Genomic DNA, 22,233 nt, shown 5'->3' on the forward strand with positions numbered 1-22,233 from the left:
TCCTTATGGTCTAAGCCAATCGTACATCTCCTGATATTTAGCTGCTGAAACTTCCCATGAGAAATTAGCTGCCATTGCACGATCTATCATCTTGTTCCATTCGCGCTTATTATCATAATAAACTCTTTCAGCTTCACGAACGGTATTCATCATCTCATGTGCATTATAATTCAAAAATCCGAAGCCGGTGCCTGTACTCTCATACTGATTATAAGGCTCAACAGTATCCTTAAGTCCTCCGGTCTGTCTGACGATCGGAATTGAGCCATATCTAAGAGCCATCAGCTGTGAAAGACCACAGGGCTCAAAGAGAGAAGGCATAAGGAATGCATCAGATGCTGCATAAATCTTATGTGACAAAGGATTTGAATAATAAATGTTTGCTGAAACCTTATCAGGATATTTCCATGCAAAATGCCTGAACATGTTCTCGTACTGTTCTTCACCTGTACCAAGCACAACAACCTGTATGGCATCCTGACACAGTTCGTCAAGCACATATGCAATAAGGTCAAATCCCTTCTGATCTGTAAGTCTTGAAATGATACCGATCATCATTGTCTTATCATCTTCTGGTAGTCCTAACTCTCTCTGCAGTGCTCGCTTATTCTTGGATTTTTCCTTGCGGAAATTGATTGCATTAAATGGATAATCCAGGAATTTATCAGTTTCAGGATTAAAATCTGTATAGTCAATACCGTTAACTATACCTCTCAAATCATGAGCCCTTGCTCTGAGAAGTCCATCAAGTCCTTCTCCGTAAAATTCTGTCTTGATCTCATCGGCATATGTGCTGCTGACAGTAGTTATGGCATCAGCATATACAATGCCGCCCTTTAAAAGATTTGCATCTTTATAATATCCAAGCTTGTCAGGTGTAAAGTAATAATCAGGAAGTCCTGTAATATCCTGTACATCCTTAGCATCCCACTTACCCTGGAACTTAAGGTTATGAATAGTCATTATTGACTTGATGCCGCGGAAGAACTCATTCCCCTGGAATCTCTCTTTTAAGTAAACAGGAATAAGACCAGTCTGCCAGTCATGACAATGAATAATATCCGGTCTGAATCCAATTACAGGAAGAATTGAAAGAGCTGCCTTACTAAAGAATGTAAACTTCTCAATCTCCCAGATAACATCTCCGCCATATGGTGCCATACCACCAAAAAAGTATTCATTGTCGATAAAATAATAATGTACACCGTCTATCTCAGAATGGAATATTCCAACATATTCACTTTTCCAGTGGAAATCCATATAAAAATTGGATACATACTCCAATTTATCCTTCATCTCCTGAGCCATGCAGGTATATTTAGGAAGGATTACCCTTACATCAAAATATCTCTTATCGATATCCTTTGGCAGTGATCCGACAACATCTGCCAATCCACCTGTTTTAATAAATGGTACTCCTTCTGATGCTACAAATAGAATGTTCTTCATGTAGTGCCTCCAGTTTAATCTTCTGTAACCTTATATTTTGCAGACTGCATAGCTATAAGCTCTTCATCAGAGAAATAGTCAATTCTCATAGCCTTCTTGACATCACTAAGGGTCTTGGCTGCAACCTGCTCAGCTACCTCTGAACCCTTTTTAATAACATCATATACATACGGAATATCCTTCTGGAATTCCTCTCTGCGCTTTCTTATCGGCTCAAGTTCAGCCTGAAGTACATTGTTAAGGAACTTCTTAACCTTAACATCACCAAGGCCGCCTCTCTTATAGTGAGCCTTCATCTCATCAAGATTAGCATAATCCGGTGCAAATTCAGCAAAATGTTCATCTCTTGCAAATGCGTCAAGATAAATAAATACGGGATTGTTCTCAACTTCTCCGGGATCCTCAACCCTTAAATGATTGGGATCAGTAAACATACCCATAACCTTTTTCTTTATCATATCCGGTGACTCTGAAAGATAAATACAGTTCCCTAATGACTTACTCATCTTCGCAGTTCCATCCGTTCCGGGTAATCTTAAGCATGCTGCATTATCCGGAAGAAGAATATTGGGCTCCACAAGTGCCTCACCGTATACAGAATTAAATTTACGTACAATCTCTCTGCACTGCTCAATCATAGGCTCCTGATCCTCACCAACAGGAACGGTAGTAGCCTTAAACGCAGTGATATCAGCAGCCTGGCTTATAGGATATGTGAAAAATCCAACAGGTATACTGGTCTCAAAGTTCCTCATCTGAATCTCAGACTTAACAGTAGGATTTCTCTGAAGTCTTGACACAGTAACAAGATTCATATAATAAAATGAAAGCTCTGTGAGCTCCGGGATTTGTGATTGAACAAACAATGTGCTCTTTGCAGGATCAAGACCTACTGCAAGATAGTCAAGAGCAACCTCGATTACGTTTTCACGTACTTTGTCAGGATTCTCAGCATTATCAGTAAGAGCCTGAGCATCTGCTATCATGATAAAAATATCGTCAAACTCACCTGAGTTCTGTAGTTCAACTCGCCTTCTAAGTGAACCGACATAATGTCCAACGTGAAGTTTACCAGTTGGTCTGTCGCCGGTCAGTATTACCTTTCGCATAACTTTTTCCATCTCCTTAATACATCAAAATTATTCTAGCTTATTATATCAAATTCCATTATTTTTTAACAGATAATAAGAAGAACAAATCAAGTAATGTACAAAATCTCGTTTGTGCTTATATTTAATTTCGAATTATTTTATATTTAGTTTATGAATTGTCCATATTCTGTACAAATTTAATCTATATTATAAATCTAACAGGAGTTAGAACTTCTGACTCCCCCAACAAAACTTTTTTCATACCGGGTTGTCGGGTTCCCCACCTGACAACCCCTCCTCCCAAAATATACACGCAAAAGCGTGTTTTTTTATTTCATAGCGAAATTTCTATTTTATATTGTAAAAAAATATTTTCAAATTTTCTTGTATAAATGATAAAAAGGACATAACCATTTCGGCTATGTCCTTAACTTTTTAATATCTTGCAACCTGTTTTTCCACCATTCGAACAAATTCAGCATTGTTTCTGGTTTTAGCAAACATGTTGATACACTGATCTACAGCTTCGTCAGCTTTCATTCCGTTAAAGCCTTTGCGAAGTGCATTAACTGCAGCAAGCTCATCAGGCTTAAGGAGAAGATCCTCTCTTCTGGTACTTGACTTAGGAATATTGATGGCAGGGAATATACGTTTCTCCTGCATCTTTCTGTCGAGAACCATTTCCATGTTACCGGTTCCCTTGAATTCCTCATATATAACATCATCCATCTTGGATCCTGTCTCAACAAGTGCTGTAGCGAGAATTGTAAGACTTCCACCCTGTCTCATTTTTCTGGCTGCACCAAAGAATCTCTTTGGCATATGAAGCGCTGCAGGATCAAGACCACCTGAAAGCGTTCTTCCTGAAGGAGGAACAACAATATTATATGCTCTTGTGAGTCGTGTGATTGAATCAAGGAGAATCATTACATCTTTGTTGTGCTCAACGAGACGCTTGGCTCTCTCGATTACCATCTCAGAAACTCTCTTGTGATGTTCAGGAAGTTCATCAAATGTAGAATAAATAACTTCCGCATTAGGACCTTCGATGCTTTCCTTTATATCGGTAACTTCTTCAGGTCTTTCATCAATCAGAAGAACAATAAGATGAATATCAGGATTATTCTTCTTAACAGAAAGTGCTACATCTTTAAGAAGTGTAGTCTTACCAGCCTTAGGAGGTGATACTATCATACCACGCTGTCCCTTACCAATAGGTGAAATCATATCCATAATTCTCATTGCTATTGTGCAGCCGGGATGCTCAAGTACTATCTGCTCTTTAGGGAAAATAGGTGTCATGTTCTCGAAGTTCCATCTTCCCATAGCAACTTCCGGCTTATATCCATTTATGGAATTAAGCTGAAGCAATGCTCCGAACTTATCATTTTCTTTTTTCTGTCTTGCAACACCACTAAGGATGTCACCTGTCTTAAGGTTATATTTTCTGATCATACCCGGAGCTACATATACGTCATTCTCACCGGGAAGATAATTTTCACATCTGATAAAGCCAAAACCATCCTGCATTACTTCAAGTATACCGTGAGCATCAATTCCGTTTGCAATTTCAGAATCTTCCGCAGGTATTTCTTTCTTGGCGTATGGCTCAGGCGCTGCTTCCTGTGCAGGTTTTGCTTCAGCCTGTGGCTGGGCATTCTGATTGCTATTAGTATTCTGATTATTTGCAGAAGCCTGATTAGCATGCGTATTCTGTGAATTCTGAGTATTATCTGCTACAATTATTTTTTTCTTTGAAGTCTTCTTTGGTGCTGATTTTTCTTTATCGTCTGCAGATCTCTTCTGCTCTCTCTTTGCACCATTTTCACGCTTTGCAGAATCTTTTCTATGCTCCTCTGCATTAGGATTATCCTGCTTTTGTACTTCTTTCTTAGGTTCTTCAGCTTTTACAACTTCTTGCTGCGCCTTTTGTTTCTCATCCAATTCCAAAAGTGCATCAATAAGCTCTGACTTTTTCATTGTAGTAACGCTCTTAATGCCATTCTGCTTTGCGAGGTCACGAAGTGAAGCCAGTGTAAGTGTTTCAAGTTTTTCTCTCAAAATAAAATTCCTTTCTAAAATTTCACATATAATCAAAATAATAATTAATCATTTGGAAAAAATGTAATCGATAACTTAAATATTAAGCCTGATTGTCGATAAGCTATTGCTCAAAGATGAAAATATCTTCGACAATGTACACATTACATCAATGAATAAAAAATATCAATAGTAATATTTTTAAGATTTTATTAAATAATAATGAGGGAAGTTTTTATAGTATGAAAACTTTTTTTATGTAAAAGTATGGGAAACACTCAGTTTCCCATACCTTTAAAATATTTCTGATTTAATAATGATGATTCAGAGCAAGTAAATATATCTGATTTAAATTATTTACTTACGACTTCTTTAATAGACTCTGCCAGACCGGCAACCCCTGCTATACTGCTGGGAACAATGATTTTTGTAGCCTGCCCGTTTGCGGCTTTTTCGAAAGCTTCAAGACTCTTGATTGTAAGAACTGACTCATCAGCTCCGGCTTCCTTAAGCATTGTAATACCATCTGCATTAGCCTTCTGAACGCTTCTGATAGCCTCAGCCTGACCTTCTGCCTCACGGATACGGCGCTCTTTTTCAGCCTCAGCCTTAAGAATTGTAGCCTGCTTATCAGCTTCAGCCTGTAATATCTTACTCTGCTTTTCACCTTCTGCAACAGTGATTGCTGACTGCTTCTCACCTTCTGCGAAAAGAATTTTTTCTCTCTTTTCACGCTCTGCCTTCATCTGCTTTTCCATGGCATCACGTATCTGTTCAGGAGGATTGATATTTTTAAGTTCAACTCTGGTAATCTTTATACCCCATGGATCTGTAGCAATATCAAGCGCATCCTGCATCTGTGCATTTATCTGGTCACGACTTGTAAGTGTTTCATCAAGTGTCATAGAACCAATGACATTACGAAGTGTTGTGGCAGTCAGATTCTCAATAGCACCAATAGGATTGCGAACTCCATATGTATAAGCCTTAGGATCTGAAATTCTAAAGAACACAATGGAATCAATCTGCATGGTTACGTTATCCTGCGTAATAACAGGCTGAGGCGGAAAATCGCAATACTGCTCCTTTAAGTCAACTTTCCTTGCAACTCTGTCAAGAAACGGAATCATAAAATGAAGCCCTACATCCCATGTTTCCTTGTATGCACCAAGTCTCTCAACAATAAATGAGTGAGCCTGCGGCACAATCTTAATGTTTGCAGCAATCAGAACCAGAATCAAAACGATAATAACAAAAAATGGCATAGCGTCCCTCCTTTAAGCTTTTTCTACTATAAGCTTATTCCCCTCAACTTTTACTATAACAACAGTTTCTCCCACAGGAATAATACTGTCATCATCGCTACTTCTCACATTCCAGGTTGTGCCATCCAGAACTGCACCGCCTGTCTCTTTAATATTATCTACTTCTTTACTAACAGTTACTTTTCTACCAATAAGAGCATCTATATTGGTTTTTACTATTTTACCCTTTAAGAGCTTGACAGACAGAGGCCTCACCAATAAGAGCATAAGTACTGAAACCAATATAAAAATTACAATCTGCAAAGGCAGGCTTGCTCCTATTATTGCCGCTAAAAAAGCGGCAAGAGCACCCAGCGCAAACCATATTGTGGATAGACCCATAGTAAAGAGCTCAAACACAGCCAAAACTATTGTCAGTATCAACCAAAACATCATAGGCGAAACTAATAGCAAATCATACATACCAGTCACCTCCATTTTGAATCCGGCAAATAACGGTTACCTGAATCAGCTTATTTCATTAACATAAATCTGCACACGGCTCTGGATGATATCGGCAACCTCTGCAGCAGTCTTCTGTCCGCTAAAGAATGCAGCAGCTTCTTCGTAGATGATATTAACTACTTCTTCGTTAGCAACACCAACCTGATCTACACTGTTAATAAAATCTAAAACTCCATTAACTTCTTCATCTGTCATAGGTGAAATGATTATCTCAGTCTCGCCGATATATGTAGTATCCTCGTACTCTACTTCTTTACCGTTCTCATCAATATAAGTAGGCTTCTTCTTAGCTGCAGCAATCATTTCATCCATCTTTGTCATGCTTACAGGAAGAGCACCATCAATGGTTTTCTGATATTCATCTGTAAGGAAATATCTCATAAATTCCCAACAGCCATCCTTAACCTTGGAAGATGAACTCATTGTCAGCTGAAGGTTAGGATAAAGAGCTGAACCGCTTCCATTATCTGAAGGGAAGCCAACCAGTGAAATCTTGTCTCCGAATGTTCCCTTAGCTTCATAGTTATAGTCAGACAATCCATACAGATATAATCTTTCAGCTATTGAATTTCCTTCTCTCCAATATGCTGATACATCATTGTAAATGTCTTCCTCTTCAAGTTCCTCAGGGAATTCATTTACAAATTCAAGAAGATGTATAAATGCATCGGAATCATAGTTGCAGGTAAGAGTTGACCAGTCTATATACTGAGAACCTGAAAGGCTAAGTGCCATCTCAAAAACATCTTCTCTTGAAAGATTACCAAATACGTTCTTGTACTGTATATTTTTGTCCTTAATAATCTTTTCAAGCTCATCAATTGTCCAGGTATTTTTATCTCCTACATCCTTTGTATAAGCTGCAACTGTTTCAATTGAGTAACTTGGGATCAACTTGTACATCTTACCATCAGTCTTGAAGGTCTCCATTACATGATCCATGAACTTAAGCTTACTAAGCTCTTCATCATTGTTAAAATAATCAGAAAGATCTTCAAATAATCCCTTAGAGATGTAACTGTCAACAGGCATATCTGAATCAAGAACAAGAATATCCGGTGTATTACCTGAAACAATATCCGTATTTAATCTGTTTGCTCCGCCGGAATAATCGCTTTCAGAATCAAATTTTGAATAATCACTTATGACAATACGATAATTATCATTTGTTTTATTGAATTTGATTATCTGAGAACGAACATCATAATCAATATAGTTACAGCCAAGAGTAATCTGCTGTCTTTCGCTTACAGACTTAGGATCTACTTTTGTAAGAATTGAAAGCGTGTATCCTGCATCATCTGAAGGAATAAGTGCAGCAATCTGTGTATCTGACAAAGCTACCATCTGTGAAAGACCATAGGTGTTAATGTCAGAATCCACGAAATTAAGAATCATTGTAGCATTCTGATCCCCAAGATTATATGTGTAAACACCTTCTGTACTTACTCCAAAAAGATCATAATCTCCTGCTCCGGGATAAAACACTAACTCATAGAAAGGATTATCTGCCCCCTCTACAGGTGAAAGTGTTCCTTCATCGAGATTAAGTCTGTAAAAAGACTGCTCGTTTCCGGGAATCATTCCCACTACTTCGCCTTTACCGGTTTTATATATCATTACTGAAATGCCATAATCGCTGTCGGCATAATCAGCAAGATCAAAATCTGATGTCTTGGTTCCGTCAGCTGTATTGTATTTATGAACTCCTAATGTGTCAGAAATAAGAATTGTACTGTCATCAACAAGTAAAAAGCCACTGACATAATAGTAAGAATCAGTCTTAGTCTCAAGCTCCTGTTTCCAAATCTCTGCACCGGAAGCATCGTGCTTAACAAGATAATAAACATCTGTATCTGCATTAGCCTGAGCAGGATCATCTGAAATTATCATATTCTCAGTATCAGATGAAATACCATCAACTGTCTCAGTAGTTTCTGCTGCTTCAGAAGTCCCACTAAGTGAATCAGACTGTGCTTCAGATATCTGATTTAAATTATCTTCAAAAGTATCTTTTTCAGTATCCTCATCAGCTTCGCTGCTTTCAGCATCAGCGCTGTTATCTTCATCTGAATTGTCAGTTGCTTCCACACTATCTGCTTCTGCAGCATCTTCACTTTCTTCTGCAGAATACTGATCAATATCATCTGTAACATTATCCTCAGAAGCAGGCTCTTCTATTACCTCAAAGCTGTCTTCACCTCCACCAAGCAGATCCTCAATACTAACATCACTAATGCCGCCATCAATCATTCCGGCATACTTTGTTTCAATAGTATAAATAGAGCCGTCTGATGCAACCGCAGAATTTGTTACAGAACAATCAGCGGTAGTATCTATATTTACAGTTGCCACATTACTGCCATCCTTATCAAAGGTATACATGGTAGTAACATTGTTACCGTCATCACCAACATTATTGGCAACAGCATAAACTTTGTCGCCAAAGCTGCCCATGGAATTGATACTGGAAAGGTCAACACCTTCTCCAAGGTCAATGGGTGACTCCTTAAAAACATACGCAGTTGCGTCGTGCTTAGCTTCTTCATCGGACACAGCATTATCAGTATTTTTCTTACCGCATCCGCAAGCTGCAAGATTTAAAGTCATAACAGTCGCTAGCGAAATGCTGAGAATCCTCTTAAGATAGAATTTTTTCATTAATTACCCTCCTTATTATATAGCAAACATAATCAAAAATATTTCCATTTCTGGTTATGATATTTCATGTTAGATTCAAGATCATATTTCCAATCAGCCAGCTTCTGAACAAGCTGCCCTACCGTCCACTTTCTGTGTCTGTAAGCCTGAACAACTATTATCGCTATCATAATAAAGATTATGACAGCACAGACTATCTGGATCAAAAGGAGAACCGCAAAAATATTTTCATACGCTCTTGCATTATTCTCCCAGTATGGATATATAACCGGCTTAATCTGCATCCCTCTTGTATTGAATTTACCAATTAAATTAAATAGATTTCTATTATCAAATCTTGCAGAATTATCAACTACATCAACCTGTGTAGTATTTAAACTCAATTTGTCGATAACAAAATTTTTGGCATAATTGTTTACCATGTTGGGCATTACAACTTCCATACAGATAACACCCTTAGCATTTGTATCTACATCCGATGTACCATTACCATTTTCATCATCACTCTTCTTTGCTACTGAAGATACACCCAATGTTCCATTAGTTGAGAGAACTGATGCATCGATCTTCCCATATGTAGCAAGTGATTCAAATGACATGAATATAGTGGGGTAAACCATGCCGGCAGCCTTCACATACTTCCCGCTGTCTCTTTTTACAACACCGGCAATATAATGCGGAACGCCACCAATAAGTATATCCATTCCGACAATATTATCGGAACCAAACAGCTGCCATGCAAGATCCTCATCCAATATTACATAGTCTTTCATGACAGTATCAGCAGGGAAATAGTTTCCGCTTACAAGTCTCATAGGGTGAAACTGGAAATAATTCCCACCTACTCCTATAGCTACAGCTGTGACTGTCTTAAGATCCTTTACGGTATCAACACTGCCTACTGAACTAAAGCAGTAATCCCAGACCGCATTACCTGCCTGAGTACTTGCATCAGCTTCCTGCAGACCATCTGCTATAAGACCTTTGTTGATATTGTAAACATATTCATTGATCTTATCTACGTTAACACCTTCGTTCTCAGAAAAGAACATGCTTACCTGTCCGCATCTCGTATCATCAGACCATCTTCTGCCTTCCAGCTGATCATACTGTTTGTCAACAGTACGATCATGGTAGACATCTATACCAAATATAATCAGTCCCAAAACGACCATAACCAGGAGATATATGATCTGTCTCAATTTCAGATTTTTTATAAAGTTAAGAATATTCGTGCCTATTTTTCTCATTGATCGTTAGCCAATCTTACCTGATCACCCGGATTAATAAGAGTTGTACTCGTAGTGATCACATATTCATCTCCCTCAAGACTTCCACTTACTGCAGCAGTCGTATCGTCAGATCCCAGAACCTCTACATCAACTTTTGATGCAATATATCTGTTACCAAGAGGACTTGACTTAGACTTTACTATCAAAATATATTTTCCGTTATTATCCTGTCTTATTGCACCTGCAGGCAAAGTCAGATCATATGTATCAGATTTCTGACCGATCTGCAGACTTACAGACTGTCCGTTCTGTACTTCAGGACTCTCAATTGAGAATGTAAGTACTTTCTTGGTATTAGGATTCTGCTGGTCAGCGGTAATTGATTTAAGTGTTGCCTTAAAGTCTGTATAGTACCATGCGTTCTGAGGCTCAGCGATATCACCAACCTTAAGTCTCTTAGCCTGATCCATTGTTACAGAGAAGCTTGTCTGCATTCCCTTACCTTCAACCTGGATAATAGCAACAGGATTCTCTGCGTTAGTTGACTCACCGGCTTTAAGTGTAAGCTCGGATATTGTTCCGTCAACGGGAGCCGTAATAGTTGCACCTACAGCCTCTTTTTCAAGCTTTGCTACTATTTCCTTCTGTTCCTCGATGGTATCTCTCTGAGAATCAAGCTCGATTTCCTTAGCAATCTCAGTAAGTAACTCTGTTCTTTCTGTTGTAGCTTTATCAAGCTCCTGAGCTGTCTTATTTTTGGTATCCTGAAGTGAAGCGGCTTTTCTCTGGTAGTCATTATCTACCTGACCTGCCTGAGTTGTAATCTGTGAAACATCCTTTGTTCCATTTGCCTGCTCAAGGAGAAGACGATTTTTCTCAGCTTCAAGTGCTGCTATAAGTTCTTCATTAACAGATTTCTTTGTCACATTGCCTTCAGCAGCTTTATACTTCTTCTCAGCTTCCTTTAACTTATCCTTGGCATCCTTTGTTTCCTGAACCTTCTGATTATATGCATTTTCTAAAGATGCCACAGACTCAGCTGTGTTCTTACTGCCTTCTTTCTTGGAATCAGCAAGAGCTTCCTGCCACTTATCATAGTAGCTTGACTCTTCCTTTTGCGCAGTTGAGTAATCATCTTTAGCCCTTTCATATTTATCCTTAAGCACAGTTTCAGAATTTGTGTCAGAGCTTGAATCTGAACTGTCTGCCTTAGCAGCTTCAATCTGCTGATCAAGTTCAGTTATCTTGTAAGTGATATCTGCATCTCTGTACTGAGGAGTAGCCTCATCATAGTTATACTGAGCTGCCGTATATGCCTGCTGCTGTGATTGAGCATCAATAGCTGCCTGAGCCTGCTCATCAGCCAGCTTGGCAGCATCATATCTGTCAGTTGCAGCCTTGAGCTTTGCCTGGAACTGATCCATTGTAAGAGTCTGTCCGCCTCTTACTCTGTTGATTGCTTCATTTGAGAGATCTCCTGAAAACAAAGCTGTCTCAAAGGTCTGATGAAGATCGTCCAGCTTAGATTTTGCTTCTGTAAGTTCAGTTGATTCCTTATCCTCAAGGTAATAAATGATATCACCTTTCTTAACCTTTGCTCCTTCAGAAACAGCTACACTCTTGATCACACGTTCCTGAGAAACCTTAACATTATAAGGATCCTTTGCTTCTACAGTTCCCGTTCCTCTGATGATAGGAGAAATTGTTCCTTCCTGAATCTGCTGGATATAAACTTCCGGCAATGAATAGTTCATGATTGTGTTAGAAAAGAAGGTCAATAATAAAAGAATTGTCAGAAATGCAATTGCAATATCTTTTATAATATCCTTCCTGCTTTTCTTAGGTCTTACATTTTTTACTTCAGACATACCGTAATTTCCTCTTCCCTTAAAAACTAAATTTATCCCTTTAAACCACCCTGGTATGAAATACCTTCAATCAGGTACTCTTCTCCATACAGGAAAATCAAAAGCGGCGGCACAAGATAAATAACTGCTACCGCAAACGCCAGGCTTATCTCGCCTGCGTTTATCTTTGACAAAAATACCGAGAGCGGATGAAGTTCATCATTGCTTAACAAAATCAGCGGTTGCTCAACCATATTCCAATAGTCAATGAAAACCAGAATGGCTATGGATATAAGTCCGCTTTTGCAAAGTGGAACACATATATGAGAAAAAATCTGCCATTCGCTGGCACCATCTATTGATGCAGCCTCCATTACCTCAGCCGGAATTCTTCTGATAAATTTTGTAAGCAAAAATACCGCAAATGGAGAAAAGAATCCAGGAAGCCATATAGCCCATCTGGTATCAAGTATTCCCAGCCACGATGAAACAAGGTAGTTAGGAACCAAAGTAACCTGATAAGGCATCAGCATCATTATTATGTACAGGAAAAAGATTATCTCTCTCACTCTTCCCTTATATCTTGCAAAGCCATAGGATGCCAGCATGGCAACTATTAGCTGAACAACCAGGATCGGACCAACATATATCACACTGTTCCAGAATTTAACCAGATATTCCGGTGATTTGAACAATACGGTATAGTACTGATTGAAAGTAACTATATCCGGAATGAATTTAAGGTTTACTGTCTTGGAGATGAAAACCTTTCCTCCGGTATCCGTGGTTTTAAATACCGCTCCATAGTTAGCATTAATTTCAGAAGAACTCATAAATGAGTTCGTTATTGTAAGGATGGTCGGAAGCAGAAACAACACTGCAAATATTGCACATATTACGGTTCCGACAATAATCCCGTACTTGTATATTTTTCTTTTTCGTCTTGCCTTCCGAATTGCTTTTTCATAAAATGCAGCTTCCCCGGTAGGCAATTTAATCCCCGCCATTTAACCTTCTATATCCTTTCCATACCGGTTTTCTGTAATAAACATAATCAGCATCAATACAACAATTACAAGAGCCATGAGAATCGCGGACGCAGAAAGCTTCTGGTAATCAACTGATGCAAATGTATTATTCATAAAGTGCTGCATCATGTACAGCGTCTTGTACGGATAATCTCCGGTCATAAGATATATCTCTCTAAATACCTTAAACGAATTTATAAGAGACATTATTGTTACAAAAAGAATCGTTGATGACAGATATCTCATTTTTATATTCCAGAAAATCTGTCCATCTGTGGCACTTTCAAGCCTTGCCACTTCAATAAGATCCTTGGGCACACTTGAAAGCGCTGCCATGAACAGGATCATATTATATCCAAGGTTTTTCCATAAAAACAGAACAACGATAACTATCTGAGCTTTATCAGACTTGAGCCAGTCTATCTTGGGGCCTCCAAAATACATGCCGACAACATTGACAATTCCGTTAAAGTGGAATAGAACCTGCCAGATCAGTACTATGGAAGCGATCGGCACCATCATCGGACTTAAGAAAAAGCTTCTGAACTGACTCTTAAATGGTATCCCTGATTCCATAACTACTGCCAGAAACAGTGATAACACCACCGCCAGTGGAACCGCGATAATTGAAAATTTAAAGGTATTATATGCAGCCTGCCTGAAAGCGTTATTCGTAAATACTCTTTCAAAATTAAATAATCCAACAAATTCCTTCTGAATCGGATTATTAACAAGTGCATAGAACACCACAACACAGAACGGAAGGACAAAAAATGTCATTACTCCCATTAAGCTTGGTAAAAGAAAGCCCCATGAAACCAATGTTTCTCTCAGGTTCTTTTTAGAATTTTTATTGAATTTCAGATTATGCGGTTTGGATGGTCCGCCCACAGTCTGTCCTGCAGCATTTCTTCGTAATGCTCTATTTAGTTTTTCCGTCATTTCCGAGATGTTCCCGGAAATCTTCTTAAGCTTTTCCATAAATAGTCTATTGTTTCCGTCTTTTAGTTTTTGAAGCTGTGTATAGGTGCAGGTATTCTTCCGCCCCTGTTTACAAACTCATCACATGAAAATTTGTTGACACTCATGATCGGTCCAAATCCAAGAAGACCGCCAAAGTCCACGGTATCGCCTTCCTTTTTCCCAATTACGGGAATAAGTCTTACAGCTGTGGTCTTCTGATTTATCATGCCAATAGCCATCTCATCGGCAATTATACCTGCTATGGTTGTACTCTTTGTATCACCGGGAATAGCGATCATATCAAGTCCAACTGAACATACACAGGTCATGGCCTCAAGCTTTTCAAGAGTAAGTGCTCCTGCATTAACGGCATTTATCATTCCCTGATCTTCACTAACAGGAATAAAAGCACCTGAAAGTCCGCCTACATAAGATGATGCCATCGCTCCACCCTTTTTAACCTGATCATTCAAAAGAGCAAGCGCAGCTGTTGTGCCGGGTGCTCCGGCATGCTCAACGCCAATCTCATGTAAAATATCAGCAACACTGTCACCAATAGCCGGTGTAGGTGCTAAGGAAAGATCTACAATGCCGAATGGAACACCTAATCTGTCAGAAGCCTCTTTCGCAACAAGCTGTCCGACTCTTGTAACCTTAAACGCAGTCTTCTTAATGGTTTCACAGAGAACTTCAAAATTCTCTCCGCGAACCTTCTCCAGTGCAGTCTTAACAACTCCGGGGCCACTTACTCCGACATTGATTATTCTGTCTGCCTCAGTTACTCCGTGGAATGCTCCTGCCATAAAAGGATTATCATCCGGTGCATTACAGAACACTACAAGCTTGGTACATCCTGCGCTGTCGTTATCCTTAGTAGCCTTGGCAGTCTCAACTATAACATCACCAAGAAGTCTCACCGCATCCATGTTGATTCCGGTCTTGGTAGAACCTACATTAACAGATGAGCAGACAACGTCTGTTTCTGAGAGAGCTTTCGGTATGGATTCAATAAGAAGTCTGTCTGCTTCAGTCATTCCCTTACTTACAAGAGCACTGTAGCCGCCAAGGAAATTGATTCCAACATCTTTCGCAACCTTATCAAGAGTCTTGGCTATGGTGACAAAATCATCTGAGGTTTTACAAGCTGCACTTCCGATAAGTGCAATCGGAGTAACAGAAATTCTCTTATTAACAATCGGAATTCCAAACTCTTTAGCTATATCCTCACCTGTCTGGACAAGATTCTTTGCGGAATTATATATTTTCTCATAAATATTTTTGTTAAGAGTATCCAGGTCTGAGCTGATACAATCAAAAAGGCTGATACCCATTGTGATGGTTCTGACATCAAGGTTCTCCTTTTCAATCATCTCATTTGTTTCAGAAACTTCATTTATGTTGATCATTAATGCTCCCTTTCTCAATTCATCTCAGTGTAAATTTGACTATTTAATCAGATTCTGTGCATTGAATCAAATATCTCTTCTCTCTGACATTTGATCACTACACCAATTTCTTCACCAAGCTTTTCAAGAGAGTCCGATACATTCATAAAGTCCGCAGAGCTTTTAGACATATCAACAATCATCATCATATTGAAATAACCTGAAACGATTGTCTGGGAAATATCAAGAATATTGATACTGTTATCTGCAAGATAAGAACATACCTTTGCAATGATTCCTACAGTATCCTTACCAACAACTGTGATTATAATTTTATTCATACTCATACTCCTCATCTATTACTTTTCTTACACTTCAATTACAGGGGAAAGTGTATTCCTCTCAGCTACAATAATAGGAAAATCATTGCCGTGATAAGGATTTTCACCCATTTCTATCTCAACCCTTACTGTCTCATAGGCAAGTTCGGGCAGATTGTTTTCTTTACTCAGGTGTCCAAGAAGAATTCCTTTAAGATTATCATGCAGGATCCTGCAAAGAAGCTCCCCACTTTTTTCATTGGACAAATGTCCTTTATCCCCAAGTATTCTTTTTTTGAGCATATAAGGATATGGACCTGTCTGAAGCATCCTGACATCATGATTGGCTTCAATAAGTATTGCATCCATATTCCTTAAATTGTCAACAGTATAATCATTATAGCAGCCAAGGTCAGTCGCAATTCCGACCTTTTTGTCTCCGCATGATATCCTGTAAGCTACCGGTTCCAATGCATCATGCATAATTGTAATTGGATTGATCGTAAGATCTTTAACCGTCAATCTTTCATCAGCACGAATCTCGTGAAACTCTGATGAAACCATCTCGCCTTTTTTATCGCTTATACGAATTCCCTGTATTGTTCCTTTTGTGGCAAAAACAGGTATATCATACTTCTTCAATATAGTATGCAGGCTCGCAATATGATCTGAATGCTCATGTGTGACAAAAATGGCATCAATATCATCAAGGGAAAGATCCAGCTTCGATAAACCTTCTACAATCCTTTTTCTACTGCATCCCGCATCTACAAGAATGTGCGTAGTGTCAGACCCCACATAAATACTGTTCCCACTACTACCACTTGAGAGGCTCGCAAGTCTCATTATTAAATCTCCATTTCAATACTAAATATAAACTGTGAAAAAAATGTGTCTATTCGGAAAAAAGTTTATTATTTCCAATAAACCTCTATTCTATCTCCTTCATGGATTGCCTGCATGTAATCAGGAGTACCACCATTTAGCGTAGTAACTATCGATCTTCCGTTAGGTTTACTAAGATCAAAGTCTATTACATCAAATATATCTACAAAAATATAATCCGATTTTCCATGAAGCACAATAGGCTCATTGTTAACTGTTACATGAAGATCTCGTGTAATCACCCTTCTGGTGGGGCTTGCATGCCTTAAAGAAGGTGCAACAGTTGTTGTGCCTCCTGAAAAACTCATGCTTCCATCTTCATTTTCTTCAAGATCAATATCAGCATCTGCTTCATAAGCAGACTCTTCATTTTCCTGTTCTATTGCAACTTCATCGGCATTAGGAAAGTTTGCATAGTATTCCATTATAGCATCTGCACCGCTCTTAAATTCAACCTTAAAGTTTTCATAAACCGGTGTATCGCCATTTGCAACTTCATTATTAACCGTTATTACAGTATCCTCATCGATATCGATATCAAGAAGCTGAGCAATCTGTGCCGCTGTCTCATAATCAAGTATCTTTATATCATCTCCGGTCTTGATATCATACAGGCCTGTCTGTTTCTGACCATTGACTTCTGCCATTCTCGGCACGTCAATACTCTTGCCGTCTACGGTAATATTGAAAGTAGTCTTGAATTCAGGTATGTCATTGATCTCACTGCTTCCCTGCTTACCTACAGTTGAGCTGGTAACTTCAATGATATCGTTGGCATGGATCTTGGTATGTATATCAGCAGGTGAGCCATTAAGTGTAATAACGGCAGCCTCACCCGGTTCACCTCTTATCATTCTCTCCTGTCCGTTTACTGTGAATCTGAGTTCCTCGCCTCTCTTGGGGAACAGATCCTCATTAGGGAAATCAGCCTGCATGGCTGCATCCACAATGGCAAGTTTTCCATTATCATAAATCTTGGTCTGTTGACCATTAAAGGATACGAAAACAAAATTGTTGGACTGTTCATAGAAGCTTACACAAATACCAAGAGGTGTAACCATCAGTGAATCACGCTCGATTGAGGTATCCTCTGAAAGGAAGCGGATGCTCTTCATTACCTCTTCCCCTCTTAAAGCGACACGCTCCTCCGGTATTTTCATTTCCTTGGCAAGTGCTTTTGTATATCCGGGAACACAACCGCCTCCACCAACTACAAATACAGCACTTACAGGCTTATTTCCGTTTAGCTGTTTAATCTGTTGAGTAACCATCTTGGACATTTTCTCAACAAGAGGCTTTATCATCTTTGAAATTTCTTTTGCGGAAATTGTCTTCTCAAGCCCCATAATATCAACGTATTTAACCTGATCCATGTGACTGGCATCGATTTTAATCTGATCTGCAGTATTAAAATCAACAAGACAGTGCTGGGCTATTATCTCTGTAATAGAGTCACCGGCAATAGGAAGCATACCATAGGATGTGATTGTACCATCATCTGTTATGCAAATATCAGAGGTTCCTGCACCTACATCCACAAGTGCCAGATTGAGCATTCTGAACTGAGGAGGTATTGCAACCATCATAGCAGCAATAGGCTCCAGTGTCATATTTGCAACCTTAAGATTTGCTCTCTCACATGCTTTATACAATCCGTCCACACAATCATCTGGAAGGAATGTAGCTATGAGATCAAGAGCAACTCTTCCCGCATTATGTCCCTCCAGATTGGCAATCTGATAATCATCAAGATAATAGTGCATAACAGAATAACCAACCAGATAAAATTTCATATCAGACTGGTTCTGTGTCAGAAATTCCTGATAAGCCTTTTCAACAGCCTTGGACTCCAGGTTGTAGATCTCTTCCTCAGTCATCTCTCTGTTGTCAGTGAATTCCTCTTCAAAATTAGTCTTTACTGTTCTAAGGACACGACCTGCGGCAGCGATACAAACATCTGTAAGATGTATCTGTGTCTGCTCCTCAAGATTTTCTTTTACTTTCCTTATCGTAGCGCCGACTTTTCCGATATCATGGATCTGACCATCAAGCATGGCTCTTGTTTCATGCTTGGCCACACACTGAGCCATAACATTAAAAATGTCATCCTCCATGTATCCAACTGTACCCACAACACTTCTCGTTCCGATATCAAGACCGAAAACTACATTTTTTTCTGATTGTTCTGCCATAGTCGCCATTAATTTACCCCCAGCTTTAAATCAATTTGACGTTTCATGCTATCTTCATTTTGGCTATTATCTATTACAAAGTCAGCATATTTTCTAAATTCCCCGTCGCTCAGCTGACCTTTAAAAATATCATCGATTTTCTCATCAGAATATCCTCTGGATTCCTTAAGTCTTTTCCTTCGGACATCCTCAGAGGCATATATATACCATAATTCATCAACTATTTTATCGTAGCCATTCTCGATTAGCAGCGCAGCTTCAATGAAAAGATAATCCAGCTCATCTCTTTTCTTTTCATTCTCAATCTCATCAAAAATAAATCTGTTAACTGCAGGATGAATGATATCATTTACCTTCTTAAGCAATTTTTCATCAGAAAATATTTTGGCAGCCATTTTCTTTTTATCTATCTCACCGTTATCAGAAAGAATATCCGTCGATAACAACTCAACTATAGGCTCATAACAGGGCTGCCCCTTTAATTTAATATCATTGGCCACCTGATCTGAAAATATGATCCTGCACTTGCAACACTTTTCTATGTAATTTAAAACCGTACTCTTGCCGGCACCAACACCACCGGTAACCCCAATAATCTTTACCACTTATTTAGCCTCAAACCAATCTGTACCAGTGTGACACTCTGCCTCCAGCGGAACAAGGAGGCTGGCTGCACTTGTCATCTCTTCCTCAAGTATCTTTTTGATCTTAGCCTCTTCTTCTATAGCAGTTTCAATAAGGAGCTCGTCATGAATCTGAAGTATCATTCTGGATTTCAGTTCTTCCTTTTTGATTCTTCTATAGACTCTGATCATTGCAATCTTAATTATATCTGCAGCAGTGCCCTGGATAGGTGCATTCATCGCAACCCTCTCTCCAAACTGTCTCTGCATAAAATTACCGGACTTAAGCTCAGGCATCGGACGTCTGCGATTATACAAAGTGACAGCATATCCGTTTTCCTTTGCATCTTCAATTGCCCTGTCCTGATATTCCTTCACTCCCGGATATGTAGCAAGGTAATCCTCCATATACTTTTTGGCATCTGCTCTGGATATATTCAGGTCTTCACTCAATCCAAAAGCGCTTATGCCATATACAATACCAAAATTAACAGCTTTAGCGTTTCTCCTCTGAATATCCGTCACATCATCAAAAGGAATTCCAAATACTTTAGAGGCAGTAATTCTGTGTATATCCCTGCCCTCATGATAAGCATCAATAAGTCCCTTGTCTCCTGACATATGGGCAAGTATCCTCAACTCTATCTGAGAATAGTCAGCATCAGAGAAAATATAGCCTTCCTTTGGTACAAATACCTTTCTTATAGCTCTGCCAAGCTCAGTCCTCATAGGTATATTCTGAAGATTGGGTTCTGTGGAGCTGATTCTTCCTGTTGCAGTTATAGTCTGATTAAAGCTTGTATGGATTCTCTCATCATCACCTATAAATGCAGCAAGCCCGTCAGCATATGTGCTCTTTAGCTTGGTAAGTCCTCTGTATTCAAGTATGTCCTTTATTATCGGATTTTCAGGAGCAAGCTTTTCGAGTACATCCGCTGCTGTAGAATATCCGGTCTTTGTCTTTTTGCCGCCCTTTAAGCCGAGCTTTTCAAAAAGAACCTCTCCAAGCTGTTTTGGTGAATTGATATTAAAATCAATACCTGCCTGTTCATGTATACCTTTTTCAAGTTCATCAATTCTTCCGGTGAGTCTTTCACCATAAAGCTTAAGCTCATCGCGTTTAACAAGGATTCCCTCTTTTTCCATATCATACAGGATATAGCTAAGAGGCATCTCTATATCATTCATAAGATCTGTCATTCCTGTATCTGACAATCTTTTTTCGATGACAGGCGCTGCTTTGAAATTCACAAATGCAAGGTATCCTGCATACTCTTTTCTAAGGTCAGCAGATGATTCCCAGGGGTCGTTTTTACCAAAAATCTGTTCCCTGGATCTGATTGTCATCTGTAAATATTCTGTTGCTATGTCTTCCGGCAGATAGTCATTTTTAAGAGGATTGATAAGGTACGCGCCTATAAGTGTATCAAAGGATGCACACTTTTTTGTTTCATAATTGTCAACCTCGAATGGCTTAAAATATCTATAGGCACTCTTAATATCAAAAAATGACAGTCTGCAGTCTACAGAGAGCTTCTCCAGTTTCCCGGTTATATACTCTTCTTTAAAAGTATCACCTGTCTCAAAATACCAGCATTTGCCATCATCAAAGCAAAGTGCGATACCTATCTGTGATTCACGTTTGTTATCCTCTTCAAAAAGTGATAACTGCCCAAGCTTTGTTGAAGCTTTAGAGCCTGCCTTGAGATTATCGGAAATAATACCAACTCCGATAAATCTGTCATTATTATCAGCGGCATACTCATGAGCTTCTTCAAAAATCTTCTCAGCTTCGTCCATGGAAGCAATATCTTTAAGCTCAAGATTTGTCTCTGTTTTTGTCACATTACCTTCAAATTTGGAAAGCAGATTCCTGAAATTGAGCCTCTTAAACATCTCATAGGCATCTCTGTTAAAAATATCATCGATCCCGGCATCTTCAAATGTATAGTCAAATTCGGCATTTACATTGATTGTAGCAAGAACCTTACTAAGATCACACAGATCCCTGTTTGCAGCAAGAGACTCACGGATTGATTTCTTGCTTATATTATCAAGGTTATTATAAATATTTTCGATAGAGCCATAGGTTGTCATAAGTTCTATGGCTGTCTTCTCACCAACCTTCGGAACTCCCGGTATGTTATCGGAAGAATCCCCCATGAGAGCCTTAAGTTCAATAAACTGAACAGGATTAACCTTATAGAGTTCTTCCACATCTTTTGCAAAATAATTCTCTATTTCGGTTTTCCCTGCCTTAGTCTTGGGTATTCTTACGCATATGTGCTCAGAAGCAATCTGGAGAAGATCTCTGTCTCCGGAAACCAGCCTTACCTCCATGCCCTCTTTCTCGCCTCTCTTGGCAATAGTTCCAAGAATATCGTCAGCTTCAAGTCCTGCCTTTTCCATGCGGCATACTTTCATACTGTCCAGTACCTCCTTCATAAGAGGCACCTGTTCTCTGAGTTCAGCTGGCATGGGCTTTCTGGTGCCCTTGTATTCAGCATATATTTTGTGTCTGAAAGTCGGCTCATGTACATCAAAAGCAACAGTCAGATAATCAGGCTGTTCCTCGTCAATGAGTCTGAATAGAATATTCAGAAATCCATAGACAGCACCTGTATGCAGACCCTCTGAGTTAGTAAGATCAGGGAGTCCGTAAAACGCTCTGTTTAATATACTGTGTCCGTCTATAAGTAATAATTTTTTCCCCATTAAATATGTCCCCAACTAAATATAATAATATAA

General features: G+C 39.1%; 16 protein-coding genes. All 16 read right to left on the reverse strand.

Annotated elements, in window-relative coordinates; genetic code table 11:
• Positions 1-3: 3 nt before the first annotated feature.
• The 16 genes from glgA to polA all read right to left on the reverse strand — a co-directional run bounded on the left by glgA (position 4) and on the right by polA (position 22,200).
• Entirely contained in the window at positions 4-1,449 is a 1,446-nt protein-coding gene (gene glgA, locus G622_RS0102815; RefSeq protein ID WP_026509407.1) for a glycogen synthase GlgA, read from the reverse strand.
• 14 nt (positions 1,450-1,463) lie between these two features.
• A complete protein-coding gene (trpS, locus tag G622_RS0102820) occupies positions 1,464-2,558 on the reverse strand; it encodes a tryptophan--tRNA ligase (RefSeq protein ID WP_026509408.1) in 1,095 nt (364 codons plus the stop codon).
• Positions 2,559-2,975: 417 nt separating this feature from the next.
• A complete protein-coding gene (rho, locus tag G622_RS0102825; RefSeq protein WP_026509409.1) occupies positions 2,976-4,601 on the reverse strand; it encodes a transcription termination factor Rho in 1,626 nt (541 codons plus the stop codon).
• A 332-nt stretch (positions 4,602-4,933) separates the two neighbouring features.
• On the reverse strand, positions 4,934-5,845 hold the full coding sequence (locus G622_RS0102830) for an SPFH domain-containing protein (RefSeq protein WP_026509410.1): 912 nt from the start codon (positions 5,843-5,845) through the stop codon (positions 4,934-4,936).
• Positions 5,846-5,857: 12 nt separating this feature from the next.
• On the reverse strand, positions 5,858-6,307 hold the full coding sequence (locus G622_RS0102835) for an NfeD family protein (RefSeq protein ID WP_026509411.1): 450 nt from the start codon (positions 6,305-6,307) through the stop codon (positions 5,858-5,860).
• 45 nt (positions 6,308-6,352) lie between these two features.
• Entirely contained in the window at positions 6,353-9,010 is a 2,658-nt protein-coding gene (locus tag G622_RS0102840) for an extracellular solute-binding protein (RefSeq protein WP_026509412.1), read from the reverse strand.
• 32 nt (positions 9,011-9,042) lie between these two features.
• Positions 9,043-10,260 carry an ABC transporter permease gene (locus tag G622_RS0102845; protein ID WP_026509413.1) on the reverse strand — a complete coding sequence of 406 codons (1,218 nt, stop codon included), beginning with the start codon at positions 10,258-10,260 and terminating at the stop codon, positions 9,043-9,045.
• Complete coding sequence (locus G622_RS0102850) at positions 10,257-12,110, reverse strand: HlyD family efflux transporter periplasmic adaptor subunit (RefSeq protein ID WP_026509414.1); 1,854 nt, start codon at positions 12,108-12,110, stop codon at positions 10,257-10,259. Before G622_RS0102850 ends, G622_RS0102845 begins: the two co-directional genes overlap by 4 nt.
• A 32-nt stretch (positions 12,111-12,142) precedes the next feature.
• Entirely contained in the window at positions 12,143-13,096 is a 954-nt protein-coding gene (locus tag G622_RS0102855) for a carbohydrate ABC transporter permease (protein WP_081675154.1), read from the reverse strand.
• Positions 13,097-14,098 (reverse strand): carbohydrate ABC transporter permease, encoded by a 1,002-nt coding sequence (locus G622_RS0102860; RefSeq protein WP_242832940.1) that lies wholly within the window; start codon positions 14,096-14,098, stop codon positions 13,097-13,099.
• A gap of 23 nt (positions 14,099-14,121) precedes the next feature.
• A complete protein-coding gene (locus G622_RS0102865) occupies positions 14,122-15,486 on the reverse strand; it encodes a PFL family protein (protein WP_026509417.1) in 1,365 nt (454 codons plus the stop codon).
• A 47-nt stretch (positions 15,487-15,533) separates the two neighbouring features.
• Positions 15,534-15,806 carry an ACT domain-containing protein gene (locus G622_RS0102870; protein WP_026509418.1) on the reverse strand — a complete coding sequence of 91 codons (273 nt, stop codon included), beginning with the start codon at positions 15,804-15,806 and terminating at the stop codon, positions 15,534-15,536.
• Between the two features lie 27 nt (positions 15,807-15,833).
• On the reverse strand, positions 15,834-16,631 hold the full coding sequence (locus tag G622_RS0102875) for an MBL fold metallo-hydrolase (RefSeq protein WP_026509419.1): 798 nt from the start codon (positions 16,629-16,631) through the stop codon (positions 15,834-15,836).
• 68 nt (positions 16,632-16,699) lie between these two features.
• The gene (locus G622_RS0102880; protein ID WP_242832941.1) at positions 16,700-18,871 is read right to left on the reverse strand and encodes a cell division protein FtsA; all 2,172 of its coding nucleotides are present in this window, start codon (positions 18,869-18,871) and stop codon (positions 16,700-16,702) included.
• On the reverse strand, positions 18,871-19,467 hold the full coding sequence (gene coaE, locus G622_RS0102885; protein WP_026509421.1) for a dephospho-CoA kinase: 597 nt from the start codon (positions 19,465-19,467) through the stop codon (positions 18,871-18,873). Before coaE ends, G622_RS0102880 begins: the two co-directional genes overlap by 1 nt.
• Positions 19,468-22,200: a DNA polymerase I gene (polA, locus tag G622_RS0102890; protein WP_026509422.1), complete on the reverse strand. Its 2,733-nt coding sequence runs from the start codon at positions 22,198-22,200 to the stop codon at positions 19,468-19,470. It lies immediately after the preceding gene.
• Positions 22,201-22,233 lie beyond the last annotated feature (33 nt).

It is taken from the genome of Butyrivibrio sp. LC3010 (assembly GCF_000424385.1).
GTDB lineage: Bacteria > Bacillota > Clostridia > Lachnospirales > Lachnospiraceae > Butyrivibrio.

Coding starts and splice junctions, on each gene's coding strand:
- G622_RS0102865 (WP_026509417.1), bottom strand. CDS start 15,486: ATGATCAACATAAATGAAGTTTCTGAAACAAATGAGATGATTGAAAAG.
- G622_RS0102880 (WP_242832941.1), bottom strand. CDS start 18,871: ATGGCGACTATGGCAGAACAATCAGAAAAAAATGTAGTTTTCGGTCTT.
- polA (WP_026509422.1), bottom strand. CDS start 22,200: ATGGGGAAAAAATTATTACTTATAGACGGACACAGTATATTAAACAGA.
- G622_RS0102850 (WP_026509414.1), bottom strand. CDS start 12,110: ATGTCTGAAGTAAAAAATGTAAGACCTAAGAAAAGCAGGAAGGATATT.
- G622_RS0102870 (WP_026509418.1), bottom strand. CDS start 15,806: ATGAATAAAATTATAATCACAGTTGTTGGTAAGGATACTGTAGGAATC.
- G622_RS0102875 (WP_026509419.1), bottom strand. CDS start 16,631: ATGAGACTTGCGAGCCTCTCAAGTGGTAGTAGTGGGAACAGTATTTAT.
- G622_RS0102845 (WP_026509413.1), bottom strand. CDS start 10,260: ATGAGAAAAATAGGCACGAATATTCTTAACTTTATAAAAAATCTGAAA.
- G622_RS0102855 (WP_081675154.1), bottom strand. CDS start 13,096: ATGGCGGGGATTAAATTGCCTACCGGGGAAGCTGCATTTTATGAAAAA.
- G622_RS0102860 (WP_242832940.1), bottom strand. CDS start 14,098: ATGGAAAAGCTTAAGAAGATTTCCGGGAACATCTCGGAAATGACGGAA.
- glgA (WP_026509407.1), bottom strand. CDS start 1,449: ATGAAGAACATTCTATTTGTAGCATCAGAAGGAGTACCATTTATTAAA.
- G622_RS0102830 (WP_026509410.1), bottom strand. CDS start 5,845: ATGCCATTTTTTGTTATTATCGTTTTGATTCTGGTTCTGATTGCTGCA.
- trpS (WP_026509408.1), bottom strand. CDS start 2,558: ATGCGAAAGGTAATACTGACCGGCGACAGACCAACTGGTAAACTTCAC.
- G622_RS0102835 (WP_026509411.1), bottom strand. CDS start 6,307: ATGTATGATTTGCTATTAGTTTCGCCTATGATGTTTTGGTTGATACTG.
- G622_RS0102840 (WP_026509412.1), bottom strand. CDS start 9,010: ATGAAAAAATTCTATCTTAAGAGGATTCTCAGCATTTCGCTAGCGACT.